The sequence below is a fragment of the Paenibacillus sp. MZ03-122A genome (genome assembly GCF_024213325.1).
In the GTDB taxonomy this organism is placed as follows: Bacteria; Bacillota; Bacilli; order Paenibacillales; family Paenibacillaceae; genus Paenibacillus; species Paenibacillus polymyxa_B.
Genome location: NZ_JANAVI010000010.1, coordinates 153,060 through 178,842, shown reverse-complemented (window position 1 = coordinate 178,842; position 25,783 = coordinate 153,060). Strand labels below are relative to the sequence as shown.

Sequence of the window (25,783 nt, the reverse complement as noted above, 5' to 3'; positions counted from 1 at the left end):
AAACTCTCCATTAAAGACCAACCGAAGTTGGTTTATAGAAAGAGCGATAAGCTCATGTTGAAACTGACGAGATAAAAATATCTCTTGTTCGCTTCCATTTGTTACAGCCTGACGGCATGTACCAAAATCTCAGCGTTGGATTTTGTAAACAAAATCCATACTCACTCGTTGTTCAGTTTTCAAAGATCAAATTTTCATACGGCTTTGTTTGAGCCAGAATAATAATATAACATTTTCGTCTAATTTGTTCAACCTGTAAATAATTCCAGGCGATTCATCCAACCCATATTTTTAATAATCATTTTCGGGCTGGATTAACAATATATCAATTTAAAGCAATTAAGTCTACCTGTAAAAATTTCCAGCTTGTTCAAACTTATTAAAAATCTTTGATCTTGTTTTATCGGCTGGACTAGTAATTTAACACGTATACCAAATTAATTCTACTTGCAATTAATTCCTTTTAATAGACAACTATAGATAAACACCAAAGTAATTCATAATGCCAATAGGCGGAAGTATTACTTAAATCTGTGTTATTCTAATTTTACATAAGGATTTGCTTTGTCAATTAGTTATGGCAAAAACAATTATGCTTACGTCACTCAATGAAAGTGAGGTTACTCGATGTGTATTCCAAAAGTTGATAACTTCATCTGCTCTATGACAGTTAGATTGATCCCGAAATATGAAAAACAGCGGTATCTTTAGACGAGTCCTAGATACCGCTGTTTTATTGAACTATCGTTCCTCGTTTGTTAAACGATAAACTTAATCTCCGTATTGTGTTTACAGCATACGCAACTCCTGCTTTGAGTTCACCTCTCGACGATGCAAGGCGAAGAAGAACCTTGCGCCGACTGTGGGGACAGGACAGATTTAGGAAGCCATGACTTTAATGTTCAAGAGGATGCCGCTACCGCAAGCGTACCGGAAGAATCAGCTGTATGATGAATACTCCGAACGAAGCGAATCGTTTTTGTTTCCGAGTGCATTACGACTGAATGAGTTTCCGCTCTGTGACCGGGAAGAGAACGAACCCCCTGCAACCACTCTCCAGGTGTCACACCTGTAGCCACAAACATCACGCCTTGGCGTCCGACCATATCATCCATGGAAAGCAACGCACCGGGATCAGTAATGCCCATACGCTTGCAACGCTCAATCTCTTCTTCACCATGAGGCAGCAGGCGACCCTGGATTTCTCCGCCCATGCATTTCAGCGCTGCAGCGGCCAATACACCCTCAGGAGCGCCACCAGAACCGATATGCAAATCCACACCGCTTTCCAGGCATGTTTCAATCGCGCCCATCACATCCCCATGGCCAAGCAGTTTGATTCGAACGCCGCTTTCCCGCAGAAGCTTGATGATCCCGGCGTGCCGTGTACGATCAAGAATGGACACGGTAAGATCAGACAAGGATTTACCGAGTGCTCGTGCAGCTTTTGACAATGTAGTTGGGATGGGGTCCTCAAGTGACAGCTTTCCAGCCAATGCCGGGCCAACGGCCATTTTTTGCATGTACATATCTGGAGCGTGGAGTAGACTACCACGAGGTGCAGCAGCAATGACAGACAGAGCGTTATTCAAACCATTTGCTACTGTTTCGGTTCCCTCTAGTGGATCGACAGCGATATCCATAGCCGGTCCTCTACGATTGCCTACTCTTTCTCCGATATACAGCATGGGAGCCTCATCCATTTCGCCTTCGCCAATGACGACCGTGCCGTCCATGGATACCGCATTGAAATGAGTGCGGATGGCTACCGTAGCCGCCTCGTCCGCGCTATTCTTATCTCCACGCCCTGTCCATTGTGCTGATTGCAGTGCCGCTGCCTCTGTTACCCGAACGAATTCCAAAGCCATTTGACTCTCCATACCTATCCCTCCACCTCTCCTAAAAATAATTGTTACCCTTAAGCTAATGAATTATTTAGGGCAGCTTTGCTGCAATCTTTCTATTTATCTATTAAACTCCTGTATCCTACGATTTTAATTTTTAGTTATATGAGCAGCTACTAGGCTCTATAACATTCTGATAATCAAACCTGCCGTCTCTTCAATCGCCTTATCTGTAACATCAATAACCGGACAATTCAGCTCTTTAAACAAAGACTGCGCATACGCTATTTCCTCTTCCACCCTCGTCGCTGTAGCATACTGCACATTATTAGGAAGCCCCATAACCTTTAGTCGCTCACTGCGTATTTTTAACAGTAACTCTGGCTCGATCGTTAATCCGAACACTCGACCACGCTGAACATCTTTCAACTGAACAGGGGGTGTCAGCTCCGGTACAACCGGTATGTTGACCGTTTTATAACCTTTATGCGCGAGAAACATGGATAAAGGGGTTTTGGAAATACGGGATACCCCAAGCAATACAATATCCGCTTTAAGAATGGCGCTCACATCTTTGCCATCATCGTATTGAACCGCAAAATCCAAGGCCTCTACACGGCGAAAATAGTTGTCGTCCAGTCGATGCAGCAGACCAGGCTTCTCTTTGGGATCGTCATGGAACGTATCGGCAAACGCCTGCATCATCGGTCCCATAATGTCGACAGCCCGCACATTCAGCCGGACAGCCTCCTCTTTCATTGCCTCTCTCAATTCCGGCTGCACCAGCGTATAAGCTACAAAGCCTTTACGCTCGGCAACTTCCTCCATCACCCGGCTCAGCTCGTCTTCATCCCTCACGTTCATAAATCTTTTGATCTCTGTGTCTGGTAACTCAAATTGGCGCATGGTCGCCTGTACGACAGCTTCTGCCGTTTCGCCAATCGAGTCTGAACAGATCGCTATAAAATGACTGCTCGCCTGAACCATTCGATTCCTCCCATTAATCCTCTGCTACCATATCGAGCAACATTTTAATAATATTCGTTTTTGTAATGCGTCCCACGACTTTCCAATGCTCCCCTGGTTTGTCGGAGTCGGAAGGGACGACGACAGGCAGGCTGTCGATTTGACGGGCAATAATTTTGCGCGCTGCCTCTAATACTGTATCCTCTGGGGAAACGGTGACAACATTCGCCTGTCGGGTCATCACAAGGCTGACAGGAATGGTTGCTGCATTGGGATTGCCTAACGTTACCTTGAGCAAATCCTTGCGGGAAGCCACCCCTGCCAAATCTCCGTCTTCATCGGTGACGATCAAATTGCTCACATTTTCCAAAAAGAGAGCCACGACAGCTTCCTGAATCGTGGTTGTTTCACGTACGATGACTGGAACCCCATGAAGATCGCCGACCTTCATTTGCAACAGCCGGAATTTCTCCTCCCGGTTCGGCGTGCCCCGCTTTCCAACAAAATATCCGACCTTGGGCTTTGCATCTATGTAATTCAGAATGCCCAATTTGGATAGGTCGGTCCGAATGGTCGCCTTGCTGAGATTAAGCATTTCCGCAATCTGATCCCCGGTAATCGGAGCATGCTTTTGTACGATGTTTAAAATTTCTACTTGTCTTGCCGTAAGGTCGATGATGAACGTCCCTCCTTTTTTCTTTCGATCTGATATTGAATATAATACGTCATATATAACAATAAATCAACCTTAAAAATCATATAAAACATCATATATATAAAACTAAAGTGTTTATTCATGTCTTTTCATCATTTAAAACACTTATTACACACAAAAAACGGGTACTTACACCCTGCTCTTTCGAGTAAGGCGAAGTACCCGCTACCTTATTCGTATCTTAAAGCATCAATCGGACGTAGCTTCGACGCCTTCCGCGCCGGATATACTCCGAACAACACCCCGACTGCCATACAGCTCAGAAAAGAGTACAGCACGGGCTCTATCGAATACACAATCGGCATTTGGACGAATTTCTCGAGCAGCTTTGCACCTCCGAGACCCACCATTACGCCGACCAGTCCACCCATCAGACTGAGAAAAACAGCCTCAGCCACAAACTGCAACATAATATCACTGCGCTGCGCACCAATCGCTTTGCGAATCCCGATCTCCCTTGTGCGTTCCGTAACGGACACCAGCATAATATTCATAATGCCGACACCACCAACGCCAAGCGCAATTGCAGCTACACCGGCCAGCAACATATTCATAATCCGATCAACCCCGGACACTGTTTTTAAGATTTCCGTCTGGGTCATAATCTGAAAATCATCACCCTCTGATGGCTTTAGCTCATGTCTGACACGTAGCACCTGCCGAATTTCAGCACTTGCCTGACTAATCTTCTCCTCTGTTGTTGCGGAGGCGTTCACCTGCTGAATACTCATATTGCCTAGCCGTTCCATCCCCGTTGTAATCGGTACATATACCTGCTGACCACTGTTACTCATATTGGAATTGGAATTTGCCAGCACACCAACCACCTTAAAAGGAAGCTGTTTGATCATGATCGTCTCACCGACCGCTCTGGAGGCATCCGGACCAAAAATATTACGGGCCGCATCACTCCCAAGCACAGCCACATTCATTCGTTTATCCACTTCATAGTGGGTAAAGGACCTACCTTGAGCTAGCGACAGCTTTCTCACATGAACAAATGCCAGCGAAGTCCCCTCAATTTGCCCGCTGACCTTATTGCGGCTCCACGTAATATCTGCATTGGTCATGGCACTTGGTGCTACCTCTGCTACTGCTTTTTGCTGCTCTAGCGCATCGATATCTTCCAGAGATATTCCTTTCGTCTGACTGAACGACATGGAGCTGGACCCATCATATGGAGCATAAGGATAGATCATCAGCAGATTATTTCCCATACTGTTGATCTGAGATGTAATCGTAGCCGTTGATCCTTTACCGATGGCTACAATCATAATCACAGCGGCCACTCCGATAATAATGCCCACCATGGTCAGCAAAGATCGCAGCATATTGGTTCGCAAACTGTTGAGCGATACACGGATAATTTCCTTAAACTTCATGCCTTCACTTCCTCTGCCGCCATTCTTCGTTTCCCAACAGGCTGATCCTCTTCAATCCGCCCATCTCGAAAATGAATCAGACGCTTGGCGTATTCCGCAACCTCCTGATCATGAGTAACCAATACAACCGTTTTCCCCTGATCATTCAGACGCTGAAAAATCCCCATAATTTCAACACTTGTTTTGGAGTCCAATGCGCCTGTCGGTTCATCCGCCAAGAGAATAACCGGATTGTTCACAAGTGCACGCGCAATGGATACCCGCTGCTGCTGACCGCCTGACAATTCGTTCGGCCTATTGTTCATCCGATCGCCTAGACCTACGCTAGTGAGGGCTTCCATTGCCCGTAAACGACGCTCCTTGGCAGAAATACCCGCATAGATCATAGGCAGTTCCACATTCTCCAAAGCCGTTGCTCGCGGGAGCAAATGAAATTTTTGAAATACAAATCCGATTTTCTGATTACGTATAATAGCCAGTTCATCCTCGCGGGCATCTAATATCGAATAGCCATCCAAATAAAATTGTCCCGATGTAGGTAAATCCAGACAGCCGATGACATTCATCATCGTGGACTTGCCTGATCCAGACGGTCCCATGATCGCAACAAAATCACCGTCAGCAATATCAAGTTGTACCTCTCGCAGGGCATGAATTTCCTGATCTCCGACCTGATACACTTTTTTCAAATCCTCAATCTGAATGACGTATCTCATACCCTTTTAAAAGCCTCCCTGCATGCCGCCCATAGCGGAAGGGTCCGGCGGAGGTTCAGGAGCAGGCACAATAAGCGTGTCACCCTCTTTTACACCTGACTTGAGTTCGACTCGATCTGGCGTATAAAATCCGAGTTCTACGGGCTTGAAAGTGCGCGCCCCTGGATTCGCAGCGTTATTGGCGGCAACATACACGCCATCCTGTCCCCCTTCGGATCTCAGCGCAGTCGCAGGTACGAACAGTACATTTTTGTGTATTCCCAAAATAACGGCCACATTCATAATCATGCCTGTTTTGAGCTTGCCTTTCGGGTCATGGACAGACAGTTCCATCAGATACGTCGTCATCCCTTCATCCGTAGAGGCTTCCGGTGAGACGAATTGCACCTTCCCTGGAAAAGATTCACCCGGATAGGCATTGGTAGTCAACACGGCTGAAAGACCCTTCTTTACTTTGACAATGTCGGTCTGACTTACCTTTACAACTACCTTAAGATCGTTGGAATCCGAGTTATTCATGACAATGAATGGAGCGGTCGGACTGGTCCCCACATCCCCGTTCACCTTCAAGATCACTCCGTCCCAAGGTGCTGTGACCTGAAGCTTGTTCAATTCATTTTTCTTCTGCTCCAGTTCCGTCGCCTGTCTTCGAACCTCTATCCGTGAGGCTTGAATATTGGATGCATCAGCAGGAACCTGAATTTTGCGAAGCTCTGCCATTGCCGTACGATATCCGATTTCAGCTTCTGAAATGGTGCGACGTTTTTGCGACATGATTTTGCGGAACTGCAGATCCAGACCATCATAGTCCGTCTGTGCTTTATCCAGTGCTTGCTCTGCCTGCTCCAATTCACTGTTGGACACCGCCCCGGCATCATGTAAAAACTTTTGGTCTTCATATGCCTTTCGCGCCTGTTCCAACTGCTTTTGGGAAGTTTTCTTCTGACTTTCGGCTTCTTCCAATTCAAATGATTCTTGCGCTGTATCGATAGCCATTTTGGCCCGAAGTACATTTGTCTTCTGAATTTCAATATCCTCTGCCTTCGGACCTTTTTCTAATTCAGCCAGCTTGGCTTTGGATATTTCCAAAGTATCAGACGCAGTCTGAATTTGCATTTTAATTTCTGAACTGTCCAGAAGAGCCAGCACCTGTCCTTTTTTCACCTTGTCCCCGGCTTTCACATTTACCGCTGCCAGCTTGTTATCACCTGCACTCGTGAAGTTTAACTTCACTTCCTTGGATGCTTGCACAGTGCCGGACGTGTCCAGCTTCTCACTCACATCGCCGCGCTCTACTTTAAGCGTCTCATCCTGAACTAAAGGTGCCTCCTGCTCCTTGGGCAGATTCAGATATACTGCCGCTCCGCCTCCACCTACAACCAGTAGAACAATTGCAGTCCATATCCACTTTTTTCTCCGTTTTTTCCGTAACTTGATTAAAGCATCATTTAAAACCGTTTCTGCCAACGCCGTTTCCTCCCTATGTGCTCCATGGCTTGTTCAACGTATACTCATTTTGATCCAACTCGAGCGCCAGCTCTTCCATTTGCCGTTCAATCTGGTTCACTTTTAGCTGATTATTTTTCAACTCCGTCTCGATAATTAGACCTCTGGCCCACTTTTTGCGTGATAACTCCAAGGCCTCTTTTGCCGTACGCAAGCTTTCTTCCAGTTGTACGTATTTCTTTTGGTTTTCCTTAACCGTGGCATACAAATTGCGGAGTGATTCAGCAAAATCCTTTTGACCTTTGGCGAGCTCCTCTTTGGCTGTATCGACATCCATTTTAGCTAGATCGTAAGCACCTGCGCCGCTATTAAAATCGAAGTATCTCACATTGAGCTCCGAAGTTTTGATACTATCCTCCAGCTTCCATAAATTCGGATTCATGTCTGTCAGCTGTTGTATATGTAATTCGATATCCAGTTTTTTGGGTTCCTTGTACACAGGTCGATCCACCATTTCATAGGCTGTTCCGTTAGGTTGTCCCATGAGGAAGTTCAGAGCATCCCTGGATTTTTGCAACGCAATTTTCCCCTGTTCTACTGTTTGCTGAGCCTGGTTTCTGGCCTGTGTACTCTCGTTTTTTGCATACTCAGACAGCTTGCCACGCGCAAATTTGGCAAGTGCAATCTTTTCCTCCGCTTGGGCGATTTCAAGCGCTTCTAGATCATTTTTCACTTGATTCTCTGCCACGAACACACTTTGATAGCTTTTCATCACATTAAAATAAATCTGGTCTTTGGCGAACTGCGCCTGCTTTTTGCTGGCTAAATAAGATAGCGTCGAGGAACTGTAATTTCTCCATGACGTTTCATCATCAACATACTCATTGTCTATAAAATCGACAGGTGAATTGCCCAGATCCTTTTCTGCATTTTTCAGTTCCATTCTGCGACGCTCTACGTCCCGTTCGGCGGTACGCGTATTGTAACTGTTCGTCTGTGCCCATTCCGCGGCCTGCTTAAGTGTCAATGTAGGTAAAGCCTGACCCGTTACGGATGATGTCTTCGATGTAGCCCCAGCGGATGGACTAACTGACGTACTTGATGCTACATTTCCTGATAAACTCTCAGCCTGTACAGTGGAGGCCAATCCTGATGATAAGGACAATACAAGCAGCACGGCAGCCGCTTTTTGCTTCATAGATGAATCTCTCCCCTTTCGTGCATTCTTCGAATCATTTCCATTCTTTTCGACATAAATTTCCACGAACTCTTTGCATTCTAATTGTACTTTCAGGTTTATGTTGGTACAAGGTGTCAAAACAATACATTTTTGTAACCTTTACTTCCAGATTACTCGCTTTATACTACTTTTCGTCCAATGGGATATTGATTCAACCTATGTTTACCTGAACTTTACCTAATTTTCAGCTAATTTTAAGGAAACCAACAGCATCTATTAAGGTTTGGAACATATACTAGAGAAAGAATAACAGCCGCTCACTGGGAGGGTTAATAGATGATAAAAGAATCTCGCATGACAACCACTAACGAACCGTCTGATTTGTGGATGACCCGCTTTTTACGTGAATCAGAACAAAAAAAGAAACAACTAATCCGGGAAGCCCGAAAAAATAACGATATACCGCTGATGAACAGCATTTCTTTTCACCTTGCCCAACGGGATCAGCAGCATCTTATCGGATAAAATGACAAGTGAATCTTATGCTATAAATAACAGATTACCTCTAGTTATCTGCTTCGTATGCTAGATGAAAAAAATCCGGGACAAATCGATAATTGATTTGTCCCGGATTTTTGTGATAATCAAATCTAATATAAAACCGCATAGCTTGTTCCGTTCCTATTCTTCCATCTCCGCTTGCGGATCATAGAGATATTGATCTAGTGGAATACGCCCGCTTTCATTAAAACGTATGCCTTCCTCCTCCAAATACAGACGCTGCAGGGATGCAGACTCATCCTCCTGCAAAGCAATCTCCCCCAAGCGATTGACTACTCTATGCCAAGGAAGTCGGTGTTTTTGGCTCAATGTATGCAAAATTCGCACCACCTGCCTGGCACCTCTTGGGCTTCCGGCCTTTGCCGCAATTTGACCGTAAGTCATTACTTTTCCCTCAGGGATCAACCGTATAATTTGAAGCACACGGGCAGTGAAAGGCTGCATGTTCTAATTCCTCCGTATTACTATTGCTTTTTCAATAATTATAGCACTATGAACAGAGGCTAAAAACCCCTGCTCCTACGAATGCAAGAAGCAGGGGAAAACCCATTAATTTAAATTTAGAATCCGCTCAGACCCTGCCTTTTTAAATCCTGTGCTACCAATCGGGCCAATTCCCTTGCACCTTCATAGTTTGGATGAAGTGTATCGCCATTCATATACAAGGCCAGTGTAGCGTCTTTACCAATAGAAGTGAAATAAGCTGAACTAAGAACATTCAGATCGACTAAAGGTGTTTGTTCCTCTTGAGCCAGCGCCAAAATAGCGCTTCTATACCATCTATTTTCTGCGTTGTGTACATGGTTAGCATTAAAGTCAGTGGCTCGTCCTTGCGGAGTTGACAGGATTACCGTCGCCCCCTTAGCCTTAACCTGCCGGATCATATCCCGCATCCAGTCCTTAAACTCCGCTTCGCTTTCGTTATGCTTTGGATTGGTGTCATTAATGCCCAATTGGAGAATAAAATAATCCCCCGGCTTGATATATTGGACGATGGCCTCCAACTGACCGTCCTGGTGGAAGCCTCTAGCAATTTGGCCTCCTGACGCCATATTGCGAATTTGAAAAGTATTCGTGTTCACAAACTCTGGCAGCAGTTGACCCCATCCCGCCTGCACACTGCTATCTAGCGGATAATAATTACAAACCGTAGAATCTCCACCGATATAAATCGTTCGATTCGTAACCGGATTGCTAGATAATTGCCTGATTTCCAATGCACTGAGTGTGAAGACCGCGCCCTCTTTGCCTTCAGTAACCAGCAGATTTAGCTGTCCGTCTGTCACTGGAATTTGAAAGCGATCCTTGGCCCCATTCCCTGTCATATTAATGACCTGATATACCCCTTCAGCCGCAATACTCGAACGAGAGGTATCTCCTAAAGTAACCGACACCTCATACAAACCAGGAGGAAGATCAACGTCAAAAGTATTCTCGCTTTTCGTACCTGTAGCCAGGAACCGTACCGCATCGCTTGCCACTCCAGTCCCCGAAGCACTGACATTACGCATATTCTCAGGGGTACGAAAGCCATAGCCACGTGCTGAGTCATAGGACAGCGAAGCGCTCACTCCAGTATAACCCGTTTCGACCGTACCTCCACCAAAATCAAACTTGTACTCGCCAGCGGATGCATGTGCCGGGGTAGCTATGCCCACACCTGGTGCACCACATAAAAAAGCTGCTAAAAGCATACCAGTCAATCCTATTTTCCACTTCATTCTTCATTCCTCCTCCAGATTTTCAATTGTATGAAGCAAAGGACATTTCGTTTTTTGTAAGCGCATACATAAAATTCTATCCATTGTTGCAGGGTTATGCCTATGTAATTCTTATGCAAAAGAAAAGTAGTTTATTCGTTAAGCTGAAACTTGTACTTGTACTTGTACACAAAAAAGCTTCGCAGTTACAACTGCGAAGCTTTATGAAGCATATTTCGTCATATCAAAATTACTACATTAATCTGCAACCAAAATTCCGTCAAAACTCTCTGGACCTACTCGTACTGTACCCAGCAGGTTAGCAGAAACAAAAGCTGTATAAACCAATTGTGGTGTAATCGGCGGGTTAAAGTCATCGGCTGAGAACGCAATCACCTGTGGAGCTAATAAACTCAAACTGAAAGTAGACGTAGCCGAATAAACAACAGGGTCAGTGACTAGGGTACCTCTTACAATAGTGATCGTTATCCCGACTAAAGCAAGCGGAAGTTGAAGCGATATGGTTCCTTTAAGCAGAACCCGTGGCGTACCTGTAGCTCCCTGTGTGTTTAATCCGATCTGCCCGAACAATTGAGGCGTATTTAAAACAGTGATCGGAATGGCAATAGAGTTAGCTGTCGAAGCATTTTGGGATGTTCTTCCATCAATAAATGTTCCCATGGTTTCCCCTCCTCTCTCTACCAGATATTCATAGACTATGAAAAAGTTTGTTTAGTGCTTGGACTGAATAACTTGTAAAACACACAACTTCTGATGAATAGGCTAATGTGCAGCCCTTTCTCTGGCCCTGTGAATACACTAAACCAACACTGGGAAAGGAGGGATGTCATGTCTAATAAGTTTAGAGCCACCTTAAGGGGGGCTAATGAAGTGCCTCCTGTCAGAACAAATGCGACAGGAACAGCCGAATTTCGTTACCGTCCAACGAGCCAACAATTAAGCTTTGAACTGACTGTACGCAATATCTCACGGGTAACCGAAGCGCATATTCATCTGGGACGAAGAGGTGAAAATGGCCCTGTTGTTGCTACACTGTTTGGTCCTTCGAAGTTTGGGATAACCGTTAGAAGAGGCGTCGTTAGCGGCGTGCTTCGTGCATGTGATCTTACCGGTCCGCTCAGAGGCAGAACCATTTATGATTTGGTGTGCCAAATTAGAGAGGGCAATGCCTACGTCAATGTCCACACGATCCGTCATCCGAACGGTGCCATTCGTGGACAGATTAGACGCGCACCTATCAAACGTTGCAAATAACGAATGAACATGAGTATAAAAAAGAACTTCCATGCCACTCATTTTGAGGCTATGGAAGTTCTTTTTAATTTCAGGATTTTGCAAAATTCGATTCCAGTCGCTCCAAAGTGCAAGATATAGACGAACTAAACCATTTCGATCTATATCTTGTTCATTGGAATTCGCTTATGGGATTTTTGCACAATCCTCAATTCTTAACAAAAGTTAAGAAGTTCATAAGCGTTTCTTAAGCCGTTCCCTTTCAGGTTGTTAAGAACTTTATCTTTTAATAGAAAGAGTTCGACAAGATACAGTTCACTCTTGAAAGGAAATGAAGCTTATGAAGCCTAAGACCAAAGAAAAAATTCCCGAATTACAGTTGGTCAGAGCCATGGCGATTTTAGCCGTCTTGATGGTACATGCCACTTCTTATGCAACGGTTCAGCTTACAAATTCCAGCCTATATGTTGTATACAATGCCCTCAATGTGTTGATGAAGTATGGAACCCCTGTATTTATCGCGCTTAGCAGCATGGTGCTGTTCTACAACTACAAGGATCGTCCGATGGGACGACAGCTCTTAATCCGCTTTTATAAGCAGAGATTGCTGTACATCCTCTTACCTTATGTCATGTTCTCTCTGTTTTATTTCATTCTGTCCCTTATGGCTGGCAGCTCCGAACCATGGAATATAGCCACACTTGCGAAGAGCTTTGCTCTGAAACTGGCCACAGGCAAAGCTTATACTCATTTATATTATATTTTTATCATGATGCAATTCTATCTCGCATTTCCATTCGTACTGTGGCTGTTCCAGCGTTGTCGGCAACTTCCACAATGGTCTATTGTCCTCGGGCTATTGGTACAGTGGTCATTTGTTATTGGAAATAAATTTCTATTTCAGGTTCAAAATAAGGGCAGTTGGGCACTGTCATATATAGCCTGCTACATGCTGGGTGCTGCTCTCGGTTACTACTACCCACAGCTGAAAACGTGGTTTCTGATGCGTAAGGGGGAACGAAGTGTTGCCGGCGTGCTGACATGGATCGCAATTTGGGGTTTATGGCTGATTTCAGCCACCATGCATGTCTATATGTGGTACGAAAATAGAATGTACGGAATCTCGTACAATTCGCTAGTTTTTGAACTTATGTATAATATGTACAGCCTGTCTAGCACGCTGGTAATACTACAGATTTCCTTTTTAATGTTTAGACGACAACATTCCTTTGTCACTCGCAAACTGGAACGTCTGGGCACACTGTCGTTTGGTGTGTATCTGATTCATCCGTTCTTCCTGCTCCTGTATCGGCAGTTTTCACCACATATCGGTTCTCCGCAGCTTATTCATGCGTGGTATGCCGGAGGTTTTTTCTTTGCACTTCTTTGCTCTTGGCTCGTCGTGTCGATCATCTCCCGTTTCCTGCCATTTGCTTGGATCTTGTTCGGTCAATTACCAGCAATAGAAAAAAGACAATTCAAGCAAGAAAACCGTATTTCTTCAACTGAAACAGCACTATCCAAAGGCTGAAGACCCCAAGCAAGCGAACTGAGATGAGTGTCCATAGCCTCCATCTTTAAAAAGGTATATAATACGCCCATATTGTTTACTGCTAGAAAGAACAGAAAGGGTGCACAACCATGCATAACGGAACCATTTTATTAGTAGACGATGAACCTGAAATTATTAAGCTGATGCAAATTTATTTGGAAAATGAAGGATATCGACTGCTCATGGCACGGGACGGACTGGAAGCGCTGGAGCAAGTCAGTCGGGAATCGATAGATGTGATGGTGCTTGATGTGATGATGCCCAATATGGACGGGGTTGAAGCTTGCATGAAGATCAGGGAAACCGAGCATTTTCCGATTATTATGTTGTCTGCGAAGGGACAAGATATGGACAAAATCACAGGACTTAGCGTTGGAGCCGATGATTATGTCACTAAGCCATTCAGCCCGTTGGAGCTGGTGGCGCGCATCAAATCTCAGCTGCGCAGAGTACGGAAATATACCCACTCTTTCCCTGCATTGGAGCATGAAATGATACTGGACGAACTCACCATTAATTCTGCTACGCATGAGATCACTCTCGCCGGAGAATCCATTAAGCTGACCCCGCGCGAATTTGCCATTGTCGAGCTGTTGGCCCGTAATCGTGGTCAAGTACTGAGCATGGAGCAGATCTATGAAAAAGTGTGGAAAGAGCAATATCTGGAATCCAACAATACGCTGATGGTTCATGTGCGTAAAATTCGCGAGAAAATTGAGACTGATCCGAGAAAACCCAAATACCTGAAAACGGTGTGGGGCATCGGCTACAAAATGGAAAAATTCGATTAATGGAGGATTTACGTCTTGAAGGCAAAACGATATGACACGTTGGGATGGAAGCTGACAGCTCTTAGCCTTGCCGCTTTCGCTCTAACCGGACTGATTTTGATGGTGTTTTATTATGGAGCATCCTTGCTGCTATGGCTGAACCCTTCCCGTTCATTTTTTGGCACCCGTCTGGTTCGCTGGACCGTAAATCACATTGGGTCCCCACTGATCATGCTGGTGGGCGGGCTACCTACATATATCTATTTCTTTTTCCTTTTTACCAAAAATACGATTGGCTACCTTCGCGAAATTACGACGGGGATGCAGGAGTTTGCTGATGGAGATCTGTCCTATACGATTCCTGTTTCTTCAGCGGACGAGCTGGGTACCTTGGCGAAAAATATGAACACCATGGCGGACAAGCTCCGTCTCTCACTGGAAGAAGAACGGGCTTCCGCCAAAGCCAAAAACGACCTGATCACCGGCGTATCTCATGATCTTCGTACCCCGCTAACATCCGTGATCGGTTTTTTGGAATATATTGAAACCGACCGCTATCGGGATGAAATTGAGCTGCGATATTATGTGAACATTGCTTATGAAAAGTCATTGACGCTTAAAAAGCTGATCGACGAGCTGTTTGAATACACGCGTGTGAGCGGTGGCAGTCTGCCACTGGAGCTGGAGCCTGTAGATCTCGGCAAATTGCTCACTCAGCTTGCTGAGGAATTTGTACCCTCGCTGGAACAGGCGGACATGTCCTACCGTGTCCGAATCGTCGAGCCTGTTCGGATTCTAGCCGATACAGACGAGCTGGTACGCCTGTATGAAAATTTATTTTCCAACGCTATTCGGTACGGAAAAGACGGCAAACGCCTCGATATCACCATAGGACGCGAAGACGACGAGGCGGTGGTAATCTGCACCAACTACGGCACCCCAATTCCTGTGGAAGATGTCCCGCACTTGTTTGAGCGGTTTTACCGGGTGGACAAATCACGCTCCAAGGAAACTGGAGGCACCGGGCTAGGCCTTGCGATTACAAAAAGTATTACTGAGCTGCACGATGGCCGCATTTCGGTTAGGAGTAATCGCAGACAAACAGATTTTGAAACCCGTTTTCCCCTCTATCATGCTCGTTAGGCGGTCTCCACGCTAGCCCACTAACAACGTATAGACGATGCCGGGTCCATGCACGCCAATCGTCAAATCATTTTCAATATCCGACGAGCGGCTCGGTCCAGTAATAAAATGAATGCCTGCGGGCAGTTGCTCACGCCCGATTTCGTCAAAGCGGCTTAGAATCTCGCCCAGTCGTGTTCGCAAGCGCTCTACGGGCAGAAGAATAATCAGTGCAGTTGGCAAAAGGCTGACTGCACGGCCTTTCTCCGGCGAGGATAACACCGCTACCGAACCGGTGTAAGCAGCCGCTTCGTCGGCGATGACGATGCCAATATCCGCCTCGGCGGCGCGGGCCTTCCAATCCTCGACTGGATCGGTGTTCCACACCGATAAACGGACTTCCGGCAGCACCGATTCCAGCTGGAGCGCATCCAGGTCCGGCTCATTCTGCCGGACGATATAGGCCGCTCCCAGCTCTCGCGCTTTGTGCGCGATCCAGTCTGCGGTCTGCTCCAAATCCGGCAGACGCACGACATGCCCGCCAACACTTGTAAAGTTGACGGTGAATTCCTCGATGCGCTGCTCCGCGCTCCATTCGAATTCGTGCCAAAATGCAGGTGCCCCGCGAAACAGCTGAACTGGCGGCTCGGTTTGTCGAGGACGCTTGAGCCGCGTCGCGATGCCGTCCATAAAGCATACCTGCTTAGCACGCGATTCTGCTTCCATTTGCTGAAGCCACGCTTCATGGGCCGCTTTTGCTTGCGCAGAAGGATTACTCTGTTCCCTCATGCTGCGTCCCTCCTTTACTTCTATCTGCCAAAATCTTCTCCATTCGGCTGAGAACATCCGGCTGCATCACGTTGCGTTCCTGCTCCAGCTTATGCTCCAGCGTGTTCCATTGCTGACGGAAGGATTTTTTCGCCAAAGAGGGAGCCACACGGTACGTATTCCATCCCTTTAGCGGGCCCAGCTTAAGGGTAATTTCGCCCTTACGGACGACCGCTTTCTGGGCAATCCGCCCTAGCCGAATCGCCGCTGCGAATCGCTTCGAGCTGGAAACCACGGTTGCAAAACCTTTCATCCCTACTGTTTCCAGCTTATCTCCTTGTCCCGCCTCTACCTTACGTCTACGCAAATATACCAGCATATCATGCAGCGGTATTTTGACCGGACAGGCTTCATAACACGCACCACACAGACTGGACGCACTCGCAATATCGTTCCACTCTTCAATGTTGCCATGAAGGGCAGGCGTAAGCACTGCACCGATAGGGCCACTATATGTCCCGCCATACGCGTGCCCGCCAATGTGTCGGTACACCGGACAGGCATTCAGGCAAGCCCCGCAGCGAATGCAATTCAACAGCTCTTGAAACTCGGGATTGCCTAGCTGTAGTGAACGTCCGTTATCTACGATGATGATGTGCATTTCGTCAGGTCCATCGGCATCCTGGCTACGCCGGGGGCCTGAAATACCAGACATGTACATGGTCAGCTTCTGTCCGGTAGCGGATCGTGGCAGTAATGTAGCCATGACCTCCAAATCCGTCCAGGATGGAATAATCCGTTCCATGCCCATCAACGTAATTTGCGTTTTGGGCAAAGTGGATACCATTCGTGCGTTGCCTTCATTTTCAAACAGGACCATAGAGCCTGTCTCGGCGATGGCAAAATTACACCCGGTCATGCCAATATCCGCTTCTAGAAACTTCTCACGCAGCTTTTTGCGGACAAAGCCCGCCAAAATCGTCGTATCCGCGGACAGTTTCTCCCCTGCTTCTTTGGACAGCAGCTCGGCAATCTGATAGCGGTTTTTGTGAATCGCCGGAATGACGATATGAGACGGGGGCTCTCCTGCCAGTTGAATAATATATTCACCGAGGTCACTTTCAATCGTCTCGATATCCGCACCCTCTAGCGCCTGATTCAAATGTAACTCCTCCGACACCATCGACTTGGATTTGACGACGGAACGAGCTTGGCTATGCGCAGCAATATCCAGTGTAATACGTACGGCATCGGCTGCTGTGTCGGCAAAATGGATATGCACCCCGTTGGCGCGGGCATTTTCTACAAATAGATTTAAGTAATAGTCCAGATGGGCAATGGTATGAAGACGAATTTGGCGCCCGCGCTCACGCCATTCCTCCCAATTTCCGTGCTGCTCTGAGGCCACCCGCTTACCGTTGCGCAGCCGCTCTGTAGTGAAACGAACTGCATTCCGCAGAAAATCATCATTGAGAGCCAGCTCTGCGCGTTTCTTAACCTTTTGGTTCATGGAATGTGAATGTACGGCGGTCATGCGTGCTTCACCCCTTCGTACAGCAGCTCAGCCAGATGCATCACCCGAACCGGTTCTTCCCGATACCGAAGATTTCCGGCAATGTTCATCAAGCAGGCCATATCCAGTCCGACCAGTACCTCGGCTTCGGTCTCCCTGATGTGGTCCACTTTTTCAGTCACCATCGCTCCCGAAATATCCGGCATTTTCACCGCGAAAGTCCCGCCAAAGCCACAGCAGTCCTCAGCAAAGGGAAGTGGTACTAATTGCAGCCCCTTTACACTGCCAAGCAGCTTCATCGGTTCCTCCTTCACGCCGAGCAAACGTGTGCCATGGCAAGACGGATGGTAGGTTACCTTATGCGGAAAAGACGCGCCCACATCGGTCACGCCAAGCACCTGCACCATAAATTGCGTAAACTCGTACGTCTTTTGCTCAAGCCTCCGTGCCGAATCGAGCCATTCGGGCTCATCCTTAAACAACTCCGGGTAATGATGAATCATATATGTGCAGGAACCGGAGGGGGATACGACAAAATCGCTGTCGTTAAACGCTTTCAAAATCGTTTTGGCCGCAGCCCTCGTTTCATCCCAATACCCGCTGTTATAGGACGGCTGTCCACAGCATGTCTGCACCTTCGGAAAATCCAGCTGAACACCATATCTGGCAAGCAAGCGTGCCATCGCTTCCCCTACCTTGGGATAAATCGCATCACTCAGGCAGGTAATAAATAAAGATACCTTCATACGGAACACCCCTTCCGTCTATGGAATTGCTATTACTTTATAACTGAAAAGTTACCTCTGGTGCCACTGCGCAGTCGGATGTTGCTTCCCATGGCTGTTGCCCCCAGATTTTTTACTCACTGCTAAAAATCCGGGGAAGTGATAATTTAGAAGCTTGCAGCGGGATTCTCGCTTATAACTTTTTTACATCATCAAAGAATCCCCTGCAACAGCGATCGTAAGATCAAATGAAACACAAAGCGGCCTTCACCTTGGAAACTCCCCGCTTTATACAACCGTAACTGGAATCGCCAGCTCCGCAAGTTGACTGCGAATCGGGTCCGACAACCGTGAATCTGTAATGATCTCGGACACTTGCGACAGGCTCACGACATGCGTAAACGCCTGCTGCCCAAATTTGCTCGCATCCGCCAGTAAAATCACACGGTCTGCAATGCTGACCATTTTCTGCTTCAAACGAGCTTGCAGTTCATTCGATTCGCTAATACCGCGATCCAGATGAACCCCTTGGCTGGAGAAAAACAATTTATCCACATAATAGGTTTCTAGTGAACGCTCTGCGAGCGGGCCTACAAATGACAACGAGCGTTGAAGCAACTGCCCCCCCGTCGAAATGACCTCGATTTTTTCCTTACCCGCCAGCTCTGTAGCTACCCGAATCGAATTTGTTAATATTGTCAAAGGAATATCCGGTAAGCTGGACGCCATATACCAGGCGGTTGTGCTAGCATCCAGCAAAATACGATCATTCGGCTGAATCTGCTTGACCGCTTCCTCGGCAATCCTACGCTTTTCCTCTGCGTTCATAATTTCCCGTACTGCATAGGGCGTTTCAGGTTGCTCGTTTTTGACACTAACCGCTCCCCCATGCGAACGGCGCAGTCGTCCCGCCTGCTCCAGGCGGTCCAGATCACGGCGGATCGTTTCCTCCGTTACTTTGCACAACTCACTCAATTCGGACACCCGTATGCTCCCTTTTTCATTAACGAGCTGCACAATCATCTCATATCTTTCTGCGACCAGCATGGCAATCTCACTCCACATCTTTAATGTACAAAAAGTCCCGCCACTCGCCGGAATTGCCCGTAGGCATCCTCCCACACTTCTGACTCGGCAGGTTCATATTCCTCCACGGAAATAGAATCTGCGATGACCCGGCGTGCTTCCCATATATCGGCGAACTTTCCCTGTGTCATCCATTGTACCGCAAGATTGCCGATTGCGCTCGCTTCTGCGGGTCCAGCCCACACGGGTTTTTGAATTGAATTGGCCGTCCATTGGCACAGCAAGCGATTTTGAATCCCTCCTCCGACCATATGCAAACCATTAAACCGTTGTCCTGACACCTGCTCCGTAAGCTCCAAAATGTAACGATACTTTAACGCCAGACTCTCCAAAATACAGCGCGTAATCTCTCCCGGCGTCTCCGGCAACGGCTGCCCAGTGTTGCGGCAATATTGACGGATACGTGTTTTCATATCCCCGGCGTGCAGGAACAGTTCATCGTCCGGATCAATCAAAGAAGTGAATGCTGGAGCCTGTTCTGCCATATGAACCAGTTCGGGGAAGGAATAGGAGTAGCCCTGCCGCTTCCACTCTCTACGCGCCTCCTGTAAAATCCACAATCCCATGATATTTTTAAGCAGTCTGTAAGTTCGACCGACCCCACCTTCGTTCGTAAAATTAAAACGAAGCGTATCGTCATTGATTACAGGCTGTGCCGTTTCCGTTCCCATCAGGGACCATGTTCCGCAGCTCAAGTACGCAAACGAGCGCTCCAGCGCAGGTACGGCAGCCACAGCAGATCCCGTATCGTGCTCTGCTACTGCAATCACAGGAATCGCTCCAATGCCCAGATCGGTCATGACCGACGAGCGGATCGTTCCTACAACATTTCCTGGTTCTAGAACCTCACTAAACCAGGAACGGGGGATATCGATTCCAGACAAAAGCTCTTCATCCCATTTTTGCTGCAACGGATTATATAATTGCGTGCTGGTCGCATTCGAAAACTCATTGTACATTTCACCTGTCAGAAAATACCGCAGCAGATCTGGAATCATCAAGAAATGCTTTGCCTGCTCCAGCAACGGTGAACTCGCCTTTCGCATAGCAGCCAGCTGATAAATCGTGTTAAACGTCAAAAACTGAATGCCTGTACGCTGAAAAATGGACTCTTTCCCTAGCCTTCCCTGTATTTCTTCCATCACCCCCTGGGTGTGCCAATCCCGATAATGATAAGGGTTGCCTAGCAGTTCTCCGGTTTCCCCAATCAATCCAAAATCGACCGCCCAAGAGTCAATCGCAAGACTGGACGGATTCACTCCCATATGTTTGGCTTTGAGCAATCCTTGCTGAACCTCGTGATACAGACGCAACAGATCCCAGTGCAGACGTTCCCCAACTTTGACCGGATCATTCGAAAAGCGATGGATTTCCTCCACCACTATACGTGAATCTGTCAATTCTCCGAGTAGAACCCTGCCACTGCTTGCCCCCAAATCATAAGCGAGGATACTCACCAGCTTGCACCACCCTTGCCTCTTTGTAAAATCTGCGTGCCATAATTAGATGCCAGGTAGGCTTTCATCGGGTCTGTAGGTAATCCCTGCTCTTCACGGATCACTCTGAGCAATGGTGCCACATCAAACTCAAACGCCTGGCGTACAGCATCCTCTGCACCCAGCACATCCTGGCGGTTTGCTGCATCTTCCACCTCTGCATGATTAATCAAGAGTGCCTTTGCATATTGAGTCTGCACATTCAACACGGAGCGAATCATGGCCGGGATTTTGGATTCAATATTGTGCGACTGATCAATCAAGTATGCGATTTTGTCCACGGTTTGGCGGATATCAGCTTCTATATCCTGAGCGGCATTTAAAATTTGATAAAAGATCAAAAATAACTCATACGGATTGGCAGAACCTACAATCAGATCATCATCTGCATATTTATAGCTATTAAAATGGAACCCACCTAGTCGCTGCTCATCAATTAGAAACGCGACAATATGCTCCACGTTGGCTCCCGGCAGATGATGCCCTGTATCCACCAGCACCTGTGCCTGCGGCCCCAGCTTGGTTGCGTAATTGTACGCCATGCCCCAATCGGCAATATCCGTATGATAAAAGGCTGGCTCGAACGCCTTGTATTCAATCAGCATGCGCATGTCAGGTGTGAGCGCCTTATACATTTCACTGAGCGCTTCCAGCATCCAATTTTTCCGTTTGCGAATATCCCCCTGACCGGGATAATTCGTTCCGTCTGCGAACCATAAGCTAAAATCGTTAGAGCCCGTTTCCTTCGCAATATCCACGCATTCCAGCAAATGGTTGATGGCCTTACGGCGGATGGCCGGGTCTACATTGGTGACACTGCCGAGCATGTAGTCCTCGTCTTGAAACAAATTGGGATTCACGGCCCCAATCCGCAAACCGAGGCTTTCGGCATGACCGCGAAGCTTGCCGTAATTGTCTACTGTATCCCACGGAATGTGGATCGCAACGGATGGACATAAGCCTGTCACAGTATGAACCTGCGCGGCATCCTCCAGCTTTTCGAATGGATCACGCGGCACGCCCGTTTTCTGAAAGACTTTAAACCGTGTACCTGAGTCGCCATATCCCCAGGATGGTGTTTCTATGCTAAGCGCTTTCATCTTTGCCTTTACTTGCTCCAAGTCAATGCCTCGTTGTTGCTGTTGCTCCTCGAATAAGGCGTACGCTTTGTCACTCATCGTGGTTCCTCCTTGGAAAATAAAGTGAGTTACGGGGGGAGGCCGCTTCGCGTGCGGATTGTTCTTCCGATCGCTGTTGCAACGGGATTTTTCATTTTATAACACATGATAAGGTTAAAATCCCGTTGCAAAGGCGAACACTTCGTTTCTTCAGAACAATTCCGCCCGCTCCGCTGCTGACCACCCATAAAGTCACTTCTATTTTTAAAGTGTTAGTGTGTATATAAAGGATGAGAACGCGTAAATAAGTAATAATGCTTATCTACGTGTTTTTCAACTAATTAACAAACCCTTCGGAACTATGGTCATGTGGCTTGGATTAGTGTATTTGCCTTCCTTAGGCTTCCTACCGTGTAAAGGCTGCGGGGACGCCACCGTCGATGGTCAGCATACAGCCTGTCGTTTTCTCTGCCTTGGATGAGGCGAAAAAGGCAATGCCCTCAGCGATATCCTGCGGATAAATGTTGACCAACAGCGTCGTCCGTTTGCGGTAATGCTCCTCCAGTTGGTCGGGCTCGATGCCGTAGGCGGCAGCGCGCTCGTTGCGCCAATTGGAGTTCCAGATTGCCGAACCTTGCAGAATGGCATCCGGCAAAATGGTGTTCACGCGGATGCCATATTCACCACCTTCTGCGGCAATACAACGGGCTAAATGTGCTTCCAGCGCTTTGACCGAGCTATAGGCTGTTACATTTTTACCTGCGTAGACTGAGTTTTTGGAGCCGACGAACACCATGCTGCCACCAAGTGTCTGCTCCTTCATGAGCTTGAACGCTTCTCGTGCAACCAGAAAATAACCCGTTCCCAGCACATTCACATTTAAATTCCATTCCTTTAACGATGTTTCATCGAACGGACTGGATGTAGCAAGGCCTGCATTGTTGACGATGATATCTACACCGCCATAGGTCAATGCCGTTTCTGCATAGGCAGCCTGAATCTGCTCCTCCTGCGTCACATCCATTTTTACGGCGATGGCACGGTTTTCTCCGTAGCTGCTATTTATCTCTGCGGCTACCTTTTGCGCGCCTTCCAGATTCAGATCTGCCAGTACGACATGTGCACCTTCATCCACCAAGCGACGTGCGGTTGCACTGCCAATCCCGCCTGCACCGCCTGTAATGAACGCAATTTTACGGGAAAATTCAGCTTCTGCTGGTGCGAGTGACAGCTTATAAAGCTCCAGCGGCCAGTATTCCACGTTGTATGACTCGTTCTCGCTGAGTGAAACAAACTCTCCTAACGCCGTTGCTCCTCGCATGACAGCAATAGCACGATGATACAAGGCGCTGCTTACCTGCGCGTTGCTCCAGCTTTTTCCTGTGTTGATCATACCAATACCCGGAATCAAAATTACGCGTGGCGCAGCCTCAAACATAACATCTCCCTCATGCCGATTGCGCTCGAAATAAGCTTGATACTGTTCCTTATAGACCGCTATACCCTCAGCGAGCTTAACTTTCAAGCCCTCTACGTCCTCCACATTCGGTATCCAATCTACATAGAGTGGCTTCATCTTGGTATGAACCAGATGATCCGGGCATGCTGCCCCAACCTGGGATAAAACAGCAGAATCTCGGCCGTTCACAAACTCCAACACATCCTCCGCGTCATCAAAGGTGAGGATCATCTTTTTCTCATCACTGACTGCACCCCGGACGGATGGCATAACTTGGGACGAAATGCTTCGGCGCTCTTCAGAAGTAAGCGCTTTATATTTTACGCCTCCAAACGCCTGCTTTTCCTCTTGACGAGCTTTAATATAGCTTTCTGCTTCTTGAATGATTTCGATTGTTTTCGCATAAGCCGCTTCGGATGTGTCTCCCCACGTAACCAGACCATGCTTTTCCATCAATACCAATTCAGCTTGTGGATGATCGATTACACCTTGGGCAATCATTTTCGACAGCTTAAAGCCAGGACGGATATAAGGCACCCATACAAAACGGTCACCGAAGATTTCCTTAGCCATTTCCTTACCGTTGTGCGCACAACACAAGCTAATAATCGCGTCTGGGTGTGTATGATCGACATGTGTAAAAGGCAGAAAAGCATGCAATAGCGTCTCAATTGAAGCCCGTGGATGCTTGGCATCTATCATACAGTTCGCCAAATATGCGACCATATCCTCGTCAGACATATCTTCCCTTTCAAATAAAGGACGAATATCCTCCATACGAAGCCCTGTGAAGTTATGCGCTTTCATTGTTGCGAGATCGGAACCACTGCCCTTAACGTACATCACTTCTACTTCACGCCCACGAAAATCTTGTATCATCGTTTTGGCCGAAGTGTTACCGCCTCCCCAGTTGCACACACTCCTATCTGTGCCAATCAGGTTAGAACGGTATACGAGCTCTTCCAGCGTGCTTTTCTGCTCAGATACTTGTGAAGAAATCCACAGACTTTGTACCATAGGAAAAAGACCTCCAAGTTCAGTTTTAGTTTTGAAAGGCTTTATTACAGTGGTTTTTCTTTGTTTATGGAGACTATAACACTTTTGTTTTAATTTGAAAATGAGTAATACAAAAATAATCAAAAATAAATTTTAATTTTTATCTATCTAAAAAAATGGATATATTCATTTGGTAAACGATCATTGCCACGCACAAAATAAAGGCCATGTCAGAATCGGTTATAAGAACCTTTCTGGCACGGCCTCATTCGTTTAACTCATCTAATTACCCAACTATACGCATCACTTTGGCTAGCAGCTCGTACGAGCGCAGGCGCGCCTGATGGTCATATACCTGAGAGGTTGTAATCAACTCATTGGCTCTCGTCTGGTCGATTATCAAATCCATCTTTTGCTTGACGGTGTCGGGACTGCCGATGGCTGAATACCCCAGCATATTACCACGAACCATCTCCTTCTCGTGCTCACTCCATAGCTTTTCCATGTCATCCACTGGTGGCTTCAGTCCTCCGCTGTGCCCGCGCAGCACATTTAGAAACTGCTGTTCTTGTGAAGTGAAGAGCCATTTTGCTTCTTCATCAGAATCTGCAACAAGCACATTAACACCGACCATCACATATGGCTTATCCAGTGCTTTGGATGGCCGAAAATTGCGATGGTACAACTCCAGAGCCTGTAGCAAATGAGCCGGGGCAAAGTGGCTGGCGAACGCGAACGGCAGCCCAAGCTGACCTGCCAGCTGTGCGCTGAATCCGCTTGATCCCAGTAACCAGATGGGAATGTCCAGCCCTTCTCCAGGAACCGCTCTTACTCCAGGAACGGCTCCGTTCAGCGCTGGATTCAGGTAAGAACGCAGTTCATTCAATTGCTCGGGGAAATCTTCCCCAGTACTGTGAAGCCCTCGCCGCAGTGCCCTCATTGCAGGTTGATCCGTGCCTGGAGCCCGGCCAAGTCCCAGATCAATTCGTCCCGGATAGAGCGACTCTAGGGTTCCAAACTGCTCTGCAATCATGAGTGGAGCATGGTTAGCCAGCATAATACCGCCTGAACCGACCCGAATTTTGTTTGTATGTGCAGCTACATGCCCGATGATCACGGACGTAGCCGCACTGGCGACCGCCTGCATGTTATGATGCTCCGTTAGCCAGTACCGATGGTACCCCCATTGTTCAGCATGCTGGGCAAGATCCACCGTGTCACGGAAGGAATCGGCAGGAGTGCCGCCTTCAAGGACAGGTGCAAGATCTAATATAGATAGTGCAACGTTACGCGTAGTCATTATATATAAACCCCCTGTCAAAATATTATTTTATGAATTTTCCTCAACGCCTTAATTCTTTGACCCATCAATTGATGCATCAATTATGATAATGTGTCCCGTTATAAATTGCAA

Annotated in this window: 23 protein-coding genes; 5 read left to right on the top strand and 18 right to left on the bottom strand. The window is 47.2% G+C overall.

Going from position 1 to position 25,783, the window contains the following annotated elements; translation table 11 throughout:
* Window positions 1-902: 902 nt before the first annotated feature.
* The 7 genes from glpX to NLX74_RS20140 all read right to left on the bottom strand — a co-directional run bounded on the left by glpX (window position 903) and on the right by NLX74_RS20140 (window position 8,267).
* Window positions 903-1,880, bottom strand: a complete 978-nt coding sequence (gene glpX, locus NLX74_RS20170; protein WP_254329781.1) for a class II fructose-bisphosphatase — start codon at window positions 1,878-1,880, stop codon at window positions 903-905.
* Window positions 1,881-2,027: 147 nt separating this feature from the next.
* The gene (locus tag NLX74_RS20165) at window positions 2,028-2,831 is read right to left on the bottom strand and encodes a pyruvate, water dikinase regulatory protein (protein WP_069291845.1); all 804 of its coding nucleotides are present in this window, start codon (window positions 2,829-2,831) and stop codon (window positions 2,028-2,030) included.
* Between the two features lie 13 nt (window positions 2,832-2,844).
* Window positions 2,845-3,459 carry a helix-turn-helix transcriptional regulator gene (locus tag NLX74_RS20160; RefSeq protein WP_223822107.1) on the bottom strand — a complete coding sequence of 205 codons (615 nt, stop codon included), beginning with the start codon at window positions 3,457-3,459 and terminating at the stop codon, window positions 2,845-2,847.
* A gap of 236 nt (window positions 3,460-3,695) precedes the next feature.
* On the bottom strand, window positions 3,696-4,907 hold the full coding sequence (locus NLX74_RS20155) for an ABC transporter permease (RefSeq protein WP_061832083.1): 1,212 nt from the start codon (window positions 4,905-4,907) through the stop codon (window positions 3,696-3,698).
* Complete coding sequence (locus tag NLX74_RS20150) at window positions 4,904-5,623, bottom strand: ABC transporter ATP-binding protein (protein WP_061832084.1); 720 nt, start codon at window positions 5,621-5,623, stop codon at window positions 4,904-4,906. Before NLX74_RS20150 ends, NLX74_RS20155 begins: the two co-directional genes overlap by 4 nt.
* 6 nt (window positions 5,624-5,629) lie before the next feature.
* Window positions 5,630-7,090: an efflux RND transporter periplasmic adaptor subunit gene (locus NLX74_RS20145; protein ID WP_254329780.1), complete on the bottom strand. Its 1,461-nt coding sequence runs from the start codon at window positions 7,088-7,090 to the stop codon at window positions 5,630-5,632.
* Between the two features lie 13 nt (window positions 7,091-7,103).
* The gene (locus NLX74_RS20140) at window positions 7,104-8,267 is read right to left on the bottom strand and encodes a TolC family protein (protein ID WP_254329779.1); all 1,164 of its coding nucleotides are present in this window, start codon (window positions 8,265-8,267) and stop codon (window positions 7,104-7,106) included.
* Window positions 8,268-8,585: 318 nt separating this feature from the next.
* Between NLX74_RS20140 and NLX74_RS20135 the strand changes: the two genes are divergently transcribed.
* Window positions 8,586-8,774 carry a hypothetical protein gene (locus NLX74_RS20135; protein WP_013370989.1) on the top strand — a complete coding sequence of 63 codons (189 nt, stop codon included), beginning with the start codon at window positions 8,586-8,588 and terminating at the stop codon, window positions 8,772-8,774.
* 156 nt (window positions 8,775-8,930) lie between these two features.
* Here NLX74_RS20135 and NLX74_RS20130 read toward each other — a convergent pair whose 3' ends face one another.
* From NLX74_RS20130 to NLX74_RS20120, 3 genes are all read right to left on the bottom strand, one after another.
* Window positions 8,931-9,254, bottom strand: a complete 324-nt coding sequence (locus NLX74_RS20130; RefSeq protein WP_254329778.1) for an MGMT family protein — start codon at window positions 9,252-9,254, stop codon at window positions 8,931-8,933.
* 116 nt (window positions 9,255-9,370) lie between these two features.
* Window positions 9,371-10,531 (bottom strand): rhamnogalacturonan acetylesterase, encoded by a 1,161-nt coding sequence (locus tag NLX74_RS20125; RefSeq protein ID WP_254329777.1) that lies wholly within the window; start codon window positions 10,529-10,531, stop codon window positions 9,371-9,373.
* A gap of 237 nt (window positions 10,532-10,768) precedes the next feature.
* Complete coding sequence (locus NLX74_RS20120; protein ID WP_061832089.1) at window positions 10,769-11,191, bottom strand: hypothetical protein; 423 nt, start codon at window positions 11,189-11,191, stop codon at window positions 10,769-10,771.
* Window positions 11,192-11,359: 168 nt separating this feature from the next.
* Between NLX74_RS20120 and NLX74_RS20115 the strand changes: the two genes are divergently transcribed.
* The 4 genes from NLX74_RS20115 (at window position 11,360) to NLX74_RS20100 (ending at window position 15,229) form a co-directional block, all read left to right on the top strand.
* Entirely contained in the window at window positions 11,360-11,785 is a 426-nt protein-coding gene (locus tag NLX74_RS20115; RefSeq protein ID WP_023988435.1) for a CHRD domain-containing protein, read from the top strand.
* 319 nt (window positions 11,786-12,104) lie between these two features.
* Window positions 12,105-13,295, top strand: a complete 1,191-nt coding sequence (locus NLX74_RS20110; RefSeq protein ID WP_254329776.1) for an acyltransferase — start codon at window positions 12,105-12,107, stop codon at window positions 13,293-13,295.
* Between the two features lie 110 nt (window positions 13,296-13,405).
* Window positions 13,406-14,107: a response regulator transcription factor gene (locus tag NLX74_RS20105; protein WP_254329775.1), complete on the top strand. Its 702-nt coding sequence runs from the start codon at window positions 13,406-13,408 to the stop codon at window positions 14,105-14,107.
* A 15-nt stretch (window positions 14,108-14,122) separates the two neighbouring features.
* The gene (locus NLX74_RS20100; protein ID WP_254329774.1) at window positions 14,123-15,229 is read left to right on the top strand and encodes a sensor histidine kinase; all 1,107 of its coding nucleotides are present in this window, start codon (window positions 14,123-14,125) and stop codon (window positions 15,227-15,229) included.
* Window positions 15,230-15,241: 12 nt separating this feature from the next.
* On the opposite strand, the gene NLX74_RS20095 is transcribed toward NLX74_RS20100, so the two are convergent.
* The 8 genes from NLX74_RS20095 to NLX74_RS20060 all read right to left on the bottom strand — a co-directional run bounded on the left by NLX74_RS20095 (window position 15,242) and on the right by NLX74_RS20060 (window position 25,669).
* Window positions 15,242-15,997, bottom strand: coding sequence for a LutC/YkgG family protein (locus tag NLX74_RS20095; RefSeq protein ID WP_254329773.1), 756 nt, complete (start codon window positions 15,995-15,997; stop codon window positions 15,242-15,244).
* Window positions 15,981-17,510 carry a LutB/LldF family L-lactate oxidation iron-sulfur protein gene (locus tag NLX74_RS20090; RefSeq protein ID WP_254329772.1) on the bottom strand — a complete coding sequence of 510 codons (1,530 nt, stop codon included), beginning with the start codon at window positions 17,508-17,510 and terminating at the stop codon, window positions 15,981-15,983. Before NLX74_RS20090 ends, NLX74_RS20095 begins: the two co-directional genes overlap by 17 nt.
* The gene (locus NLX74_RS20085; protein WP_254329771.1) at window positions 17,507-18,235 is read right to left on the bottom strand and encodes a (Fe-S)-binding protein; all 729 of its coding nucleotides are present in this window, start codon (window positions 18,233-18,235) and stop codon (window positions 17,507-17,509) included. Before NLX74_RS20085 ends, NLX74_RS20090 begins: the two co-directional genes overlap by 4 nt.
* 267 nt (window positions 18,236-18,502) lie before the next feature.
* A complete protein-coding gene (locus NLX74_RS20080) occupies window positions 18,503-19,261 on the bottom strand; it encodes a DeoR/GlpR family DNA-binding transcription regulator (protein WP_254329770.1) in 759 nt (252 codons plus the stop codon).
* Between the two features lie 20 nt (window positions 19,262-19,281).
* On the bottom strand, window positions 19,282-20,757 hold the full coding sequence (gene rhaB / locus NLX74_RS20075; protein ID WP_254329769.1) for a rhamnulokinase: 1,476 nt from the start codon (window positions 20,755-20,757) through the stop codon (window positions 19,282-19,284).
* A complete protein-coding gene (rhaI, locus tag NLX74_RS20070) occupies window positions 20,754-21,974 on the bottom strand; it encodes an L-rhamnose isomerase (protein WP_254329768.1) in 1,221 nt (406 codons plus the stop codon). The genes rhaB and rhaI overlap by 4 nt, the downstream gene beginning before the upstream one ends.
* 346 nt (window positions 21,975-22,320) lie before the next feature.
* Window positions 22,321-24,390: a bifunctional aldolase/short-chain dehydrogenase gene (locus NLX74_RS20065; protein WP_254329767.1), complete on the bottom strand. Its 2,070-nt coding sequence runs from the start codon at window positions 24,388-24,390 to the stop codon at window positions 22,321-22,323.
* A 265-nt stretch (window positions 24,391-24,655) separates the two neighbouring features.
* Window positions 24,656-25,669 carry an LLM class flavin-dependent oxidoreductase gene (locus NLX74_RS20060; RefSeq protein WP_254329766.1) on the bottom strand — a complete coding sequence of 338 codons (1,014 nt, stop codon included), beginning with the start codon at window positions 25,667-25,669 and terminating at the stop codon, window positions 24,656-24,658.
* Window positions 25,670-25,783: the final 114 nt, after the last annotated feature.